Here is a 6180-nt window from a genome sequence, read left to right as displayed (position 1 = left end):
AACTATTAGCTGGTTTAGTTACATAACTCTATTTAAGTGACAATGGCTTTTCATAAAAATTAGGAAAGAAATATCGCAATTAGACTAAGCTTTATTACAATCTATTTGATTTAGAAGTGGTCTAAGGGAAGCCCATCCTTCTCAATTTCTGGTTCATTAGGTTCGTACCAGTCTTTATGTGTTAAGTTATTACTTTTTCTAATACAACTACCGAACGAACAGCCGCAATATCCCTCTTTTGCTGATTTTGCCTTATTAGTGATTTTCATTGCCTTTTTTATATCCGAAAACACAAATGGCAAATGAATATCGCCTTCTCCCACCCAATGGAAACAATACTTCTTTGGGCATTGCATTCCCATCCCTCTTTTCTTTTTAATAAAAATCCCCTCTTTATATAATCAAAAACTCTATTATTATATATTCTATTTTTTATTTAAAGTGTCCTGTCCTTATTCAACTATCCTGCCATTTTGTTGAATAAAAAAAATCGACTAAACAGCCGATCTTGTTGTTCAACTAATGCATGCGTTAGTTGAAGAAGATTATGTTGATTTTAATTCATTTCTTTAATTTCTTTAACGCAAAAGCTATATAAACTAATGCAATAGTATTGATTAACTCTAAAAGTGGTCTCAATTTAAACACTATATATGATAAGAAACTCATTTTTTTCATCCTTTTTATTTTAGTTTTACTTTCAACTAACTCTGAAAGTATATTTATTTAATATAATTCTATCCTTAGATTAAGAACCTTTTTGTTCAACTAACCTGCCATTTAGTTCCATAATATTTGATCCTCTTCTAGTTTTACCCCACCTATAAATCATGAATTTCGTCAATAATGCCTGGTAAAACACCAATTATTGGAGGGAATTCATTAATGTTATTATCTAAAGCATGGAAAAGTTACTATAATGATAAGTTAATTGAAGGATACTCAACAACTACTCTAAAAGCATATAAAATACAGGCAACACTATTAATTAAACATTTCGGTGATATTAACATTGCTCAGATCAATACTGATGCTTTGAAAGAGTATCTTGTATTTGTTGGAGAAAAGTTAAAACCTGCAAGTCTAGCACATCGAGTTCGTTTTATAAAATCTTTATTCCGTTGGGCTCATGAAGAGGGTGAAATTCATAGTAACCCCTCCTCAAAGCTAAAAGAACCAAAAGCTGGAACCAGAATTCCTAAATTCTTAACTGTTAAGGAAATTGAACTCCTTCGGGAAGCCTGTAATACACCAAGAGAACATGCAATAATTGAGTTTATGTATTCATCAGGATGCCGTATCGGCGAAATTGTCTTAATAAATAAAAATGATATAAATTGGACGAATCACTCCGTAATAGTACGAGGAAAAGGTGATAAAGAAAGAGAAGTATACTTCAATATTCGTGCTGAAATTTGGTTATTTAGATACTTAAACGAACGACATGATGAAGATCCTGCATTATTTGTAACCAAAAGAGCACCTCGTCGGTTAAGTATTGCTCAAACGCGCCATATAATTAAGGAGGTTTCTTTACATGCAGAGTTTAACAAAAAGATTTCTCCCCACCAACTAAGGCACAGTTACGCAACTCATTTAATGGATAACGGAGCTCCACTTGAATTAATCCAAAGTTTATTAGGTCACGAAAAGAGTGAAACAACACGAATATATGCGAAACTAAGTGGAAAGCAACGCCAAGATCAATACTGCAAATACTTTTAAAAAAGGACCTGCACGGTCCTTTTAATAATGGATACTTATAAGGCTAATGCATGCGTTAGCCATCCATGAATCCTCAGATTCACAACAGTGAATGGAAGTTTATATCGTACTCCCATGGTAGTTGTATAAGCAACAGTCTGAATTTTATTGTAGACCTGATGGATTTCATAATATATTTTTTTATTGCCTACTGACTTAATATGTACACCAAAAGACACTATCAACTATCGGTTCAAAGTTAGATACCTTTATGAAATTCAATAGAATGTCTGTGTTATTTGTTCCAATATATTCATCTTCATCAACATTATAAAATTGAATAAATTCGACCCTATATATGCCACTATCAATCTCTATTCTATAATTTGAACAATTTTTATCTGGTACTTTTTCATCTTCAAACTGCGCTGCCATCGTTAGGCATCCATAGTCTACCAAAAATAATTGATCATCTGTTACCCGTATGTAGCCTACAGACCTCCGAAAGCATTTAGGACTAATTTCTTTTGTTCCAACTTTTACGTCAACTTTCCAAGAATGTTCAATACCTTCTTCAGTCATTTGAAAAACCAAAATATGTCCCTTTTTCATTTCAGATGCAAAATGGTTTAGGAGAATATCAAACTCCCAATCTTCATCCACGAATGATTTATATTGTTCAGCGTTAGCTATTCCAATAAAGTTGGTATCATCAAATTCCATACAGTATTTCATTGCTTTTCCTCCCTAATGCAAAAAGTATTGTGCCACTTGAGATATAATTAGCTGAAACAATTTGTTTAATATTTTCCCTCTCCTAATATGGCGAATATTTTTTTAATAAACCAATAGGTATACACAACAATTAATTACACTTATTTCAATAAAATGAACATCATTTCCTTCTTTTCTTATTAAACTATACTGCCATTTACTTCAATAAAAAAATCGACTAAACAGTCGATAGTGTTGTTCAACTACTATGGGAAAACGATTTAAACTTCCATTCACTGTTGTGAATCTTTGATTCATGGATGGCAAATGCATGTGTTAGCTGAATAAGAATTGTGGAATAAAAATCATTCTTACTTTTCTTGCACTGAAACCTTTTCAGCAAGTTCTCCCCTTACTTCCATAAGCACTTTTCCCAACAAATTTAACCCTATCCATTTTGCAGGATCTTCAGCATAACAATGATTTTCTGCATAACCTATCCCCCAAATTGTATCATATGGGCTTGCTTCAGCTAGAATTTTATCTCCTGTTGCTAAAAGTTTTGCCTTTAACTTGGGAACAGAGAATTTATCTACTAATACTTCTTTATAAATTGTTTCCCTTGCATTTTTCCAAACATCTTCTCTGAAAGGAATTTGACGACTTCTACCTAAGTCTTTACACATTTTTGGTGTTTTGGCTTTCAAAATTTGCAAGGCAATTTCATCCGCCCCAAACAATTTTGCTTTACGGTACATGACGGCTTGCTCTGACCATTTGAATTCAATGCCTTGATGTATAAAAGGCGCATAGTAAAAGTTTGAAAAAATGTCGTCTCCCTTCCAAAAGAACACGAAATGATTCGTTTCTCTCATTTTCACTTCTCCTTTTCTTAATTGTACTAACGCATGAGTTAGTTCAATAAGGATCAAATATGAATTTCTGCCATCCATTGGCTCGATTTTGACTTTACAACAATTAAGTCTTCACTTTCCCATCGAAGTGTTCCAAGAAATCTTGCATATACAGTTTCATTTCCAACCTCTTCTACCAATAGCTTATCAATAATTCTTAGTCCCTTTTCATTATAGACCTCGCAGCGTAATTGAAATCCTTCTGAGCGATGTATTCCTTTTAGAATAGCAATTCTCTTACGACTTGGACTCTTCTTTGGTGTTTTATCAACTAAAAATACAGCTTCATAATTTTGTTCAATAATTTTTTCGAGAACCTTTTCAACGTACTCTATTACAGTAGTTATTGGTAATTTTGAATATTTTTCTATTGTAGGAACAATATACAATCGTACTAATTCAGAAAAAACCTGAAATTTTTCTTGGTCAGACTCTATTTCTATGAACGTCATAAAATCATATGGAACATTAACATGAATCTCTTCAAAAGGAGCTTTATCTTCAAATGAAAGTTCCTCTTTGGGATTAGCAAGACAAAAGACTTTAATCGAACTAAATTCTCCTAAACCCACTCCAAACTCACTTAATTCTTTAGAAAATATCAATTCAAAAATTCTCATTCCGTGAATTCGCTTATAGTGTTTTTTTGGACGCTTTTTCGCCCAATCCATAAAATGTATCGATATCAAGTACCTATCATCCTTCCTTACTCACTCCAAAAACACTTTGTTAATATAAAATTATATAACATTTCCTTAAGCAACTAAACTGCCATTTAGCTTAATAAAAAAATCGGCTAAAAAGCCGATTATGTTGTTCAACTAAAGCATTGCGTTAGTTGAATAAGGATTTAAATTGAAGAATTGCGCTCCAAGTCAAAAATATTGATTTGTTTCTCTTCGAATAAAGTTTCTAATGCTTCTACTCCATATTCTTCTGCATAATTTTTTTCTTCTTCTGAAATAGAAGCAATCATTAACCAAGTAACTTTCTTTTTCTTAATCATGATAAGCTTGTTACGACTATTTACTAGGAAATATCTTTTTTAATGATATTTCATTTACTTTTTTATTTTTTATCTACTAAGAAAAATAAACCATCTAGATCACAACAAAAGAATACCTTAGATAACAAATGCTATCATAGGTATTCTAATTCAATCGTAAACGGTGCATTCCTACGTATAGGGTTATTTGGCGATAGATTTATCAACTCTGAATCTAGCAAACGACTATAATATATTTTACGTATAAATCGTTTTAAGTGCGTATTGATCTCCATAGAATCTGCATTACCATTTTCAATATCATCCAACACAGTTAAAACATTAGTAAGCTTTTCTGTTACTGTTGCAGTATTGGTATTTGCTAGCCTAACAGTCAATTCTTCACGTTCTGCATTTAGTGATTCAATCGTATCGGTTATCGATTCCTTCTTATTCGCTATTTCATTAACGGTAAATACTCCATTTATGGCTAATTCAATTAATTTGTTAAATTGTTTTGTTTGTACTTCTATTTTCCCGTTTATATGGATTAACTGTTCTTCTAAATTGGCAGTTAAATTAGTTGTATCATTATTAAGTAGGCGTTCAATTTCTAGCTCTATTTCACCTCTTAATTTACTTACTTCCTCCATTACCAACTCTTCAACGTAAATAGCATTTATACCCATATTGGGGCATTTTGTACCATCCTCCATTAAGTACTCGCACCCTTTAATGTAATAACTTTCATTTCGATTGTTTTTACAAATCACTAGCTTTCTACCGCAGTTATGGCAATAACATAAATCTTTTAAAATAGTTACCCCTGTTACAGAGCTAGGTCGTTCTCTTATAATCTTTGCTGTTTCTGCTCTAGCATCTCGAATACCGTTAGCCTTTTCCCAATCCGCTTCGCTAACAATTGGGGGGTGTGCATTTTCTACTTCTATCGTATTAACGTTTACATATACATATTTACCATTCTGTTTAACTCGTTTACGATCATTAAACACTACCATTCCCTTATAAGCTGGATTACGAATGATACGTCTAATACTTGGTAAGTTAAATGCTTTACCTGTTGCACTTTTATATCCTTCCGCATTAAGGATATCTCGTATACGATAACTACCTAATCCTTCATTTTGCAGCTTAAATATGTAGCGAATAATATCTGCACTTCTCTCATCTATTTCTAACCTTTTAGTATCCTTATTTCGTTTATATCCATATGGTACAGTACCACTAACGTGCATACCTTGTTTAACCATTGATAACTTATTATTTTTACTACGAGCACCTATTAGGGAGTGTTCTTGTGACGCAATTAAACTTCCAAAACGGTACATTAATACGTCAGATTGGCTATTCGCTAAATCGTAAATCCGTTCTCTGGTAATGATTGGCTTATTATAATCTACGCATGTCTGCAACACCTTTTCACTGATAAGCCCATTACGGCTTATACGGCTTAATTCTACTACCAATATTCCGTCGTATTGCTCTATATCGTTTAACATTCGTTGTAGTTGCGGACGTTCACTTAAATCTGACTTACCTCCGCTTAATACTTCTTGATACAGATCGTATGCCCATCCGCATTCTTTAGCATATTCGATTAACATAGTTCGATGATTTAGTAATGTGTCTGCATTTTCGCCCTTCTTTTCTTGAGATATTCGTAAATAAATAGCAACATTATATATATTAGTGGCTATGTTATTTTTTTCAACGATTTTCATAAGTAATCCTCCCCTCTAATTATTCATATTGTGTAACAGGATAAAACCGTACAAAATTTAGTATAAAATTAATAATACAATGAAACTTAAAGTACTGCATTATAAAAATGCAGTAGGTACT

At 32.4% G+C, this 6180-nt stretch carries 7 protein-coding genes; 1 reads left to right on the top strand and 6 read right to left on the bottom strand.

Annotated features, from left to right (window positions below; translation table 11 throughout):
* Window positions 1-110: 110 nt before the first annotated feature.
* Window positions 111-356, bottom strand: coding sequence for a hypothetical protein (locus tag COE53_RS21925; protein WP_098948727.1), 246 nt, complete (start codon window positions 354-356; stop codon window positions 111-113).
* Window positions 357-885: 529 nt separating this feature from the next.
* Between COE53_RS21925 and COE53_RS21920 the strand changes: the two genes are divergently transcribed.
* A complete protein-coding gene (locus tag COE53_RS21920; protein ID WP_098948726.1) occupies window positions 886-1725 on the top strand; it encodes a tyrosine-type recombinase/integrase in 840 nt (279 codons plus the stop codon).
* A 195-nt stretch (window positions 1726-1920) separates the two neighbouring features.
* Here COE53_RS21920 and COE53_RS21915 read toward each other — a convergent pair whose 3' ends face one another.
* The 5 genes from COE53_RS21915 to COE53_RS21895 all read right to left on the bottom strand — a co-directional run bounded on the left by COE53_RS21915 (window position 1921) and on the right by COE53_RS21895 (window position 6059).
* Window positions 1921-2427 (bottom strand): hypothetical protein, encoded by a 507-nt coding sequence (locus COE53_RS21915; protein WP_180242470.1) that lies wholly within the window; start codon window positions 2425-2427, stop codon window positions 1921-1923.
* A gap of 362 nt (window positions 2428-2789) precedes the next feature.
* Window positions 2790-3293 (bottom strand): riboflavin biosynthesis intermediates N-glycosidase, encoded by a 504-nt coding sequence (locus tag COE53_RS21910; RefSeq protein ID WP_180242469.1) that lies wholly within the window; start codon window positions 3291-3293, stop codon window positions 2790-2792.
* Window positions 3294-3346: 53 nt separating this feature from the next.
* The gene (locus tag COE53_RS21905) at window positions 3347-4021 is read right to left on the bottom strand and encodes a hypothetical protein (protein ID WP_098948723.1); all 675 of its coding nucleotides are present in this window, start codon (window positions 4019-4021) and stop codon (window positions 3347-3349) included.
* A 161-nt stretch (window positions 4022-4182) separates the two neighbouring features.
* The gene (locus COE53_RS21900; RefSeq protein WP_098948722.1) at window positions 4183-4338 is read right to left on the bottom strand and encodes a suppressor of fused domain protein; all 156 of its coding nucleotides are present in this window, start codon (window positions 4336-4338) and stop codon (window positions 4183-4185) included.
* Between the two features lie 134 nt (window positions 4339-4472).
* Entirely contained in the window at window positions 4473-6059 is a 1587-nt protein-coding gene (locus COE53_RS21895; RefSeq protein WP_098948721.1) for a recombinase family protein, read from the bottom strand.
* Between the last annotated feature and the right edge of the window lie 121 nt (window positions 6060-6180).

The sequence above is a fragment of the Bacillus sp. AFS029533 genome (assembly GCF_002585125.1).
Classification (GTDB): domain Bacteria; phylum Bacillota; class Bacilli; order Bacillales; family Bacillaceae_G; genus Gottfriedia; species Gottfriedia luciferensis_B.
Note: the sequence above shows the minus strand (reverse complement) of the source record. Positions and strands in the feature narration are given on the sequence as shown.